The sequence below is a fragment of the Mesorhizobium delmotii genome, assembly GCF_900149755.1.
GTDB classification, from domain to species: domain Bacteria; phylum Pseudomonadota; class Alphaproteobacteria; order Rhizobiales; family Rhizobiaceae; genus Mesorhizobium; species Mesorhizobium delmotii.
The window spans coordinates 1-269 of sequence record NZ_FUIG01000036.1 but is presented as its reverse complement, the minus strand read 5'-3'; positions in this window follow the sequence as shown (position 1 = coordinate 269).

Genomic DNA, 269 nt, shown 5'->3' with positions numbered 1-269 from the left:
ACATTGCCCACCGGAGCTCCGATCCGATTGGCCGTGGCGAGGAACAGGTCGAGCCGGTCACGTGGGGATGCCGCGATGATCTGGCGGTAAGCATCGGTACTCATGGCTTCGCCTCGCGCGGGTCCGCCCTCAGGATTTCGCGGAGGAACTCCTGCATCCAGATCGGCACGGCGGAAAGACCGGCGCGCAGATCCTCGCGAATGGCCTCGCCGTGCTTGGGGTCGGCAAACAGGCGGCGCAACGTCGCCTGGATACGCTTCCGTTCGCCC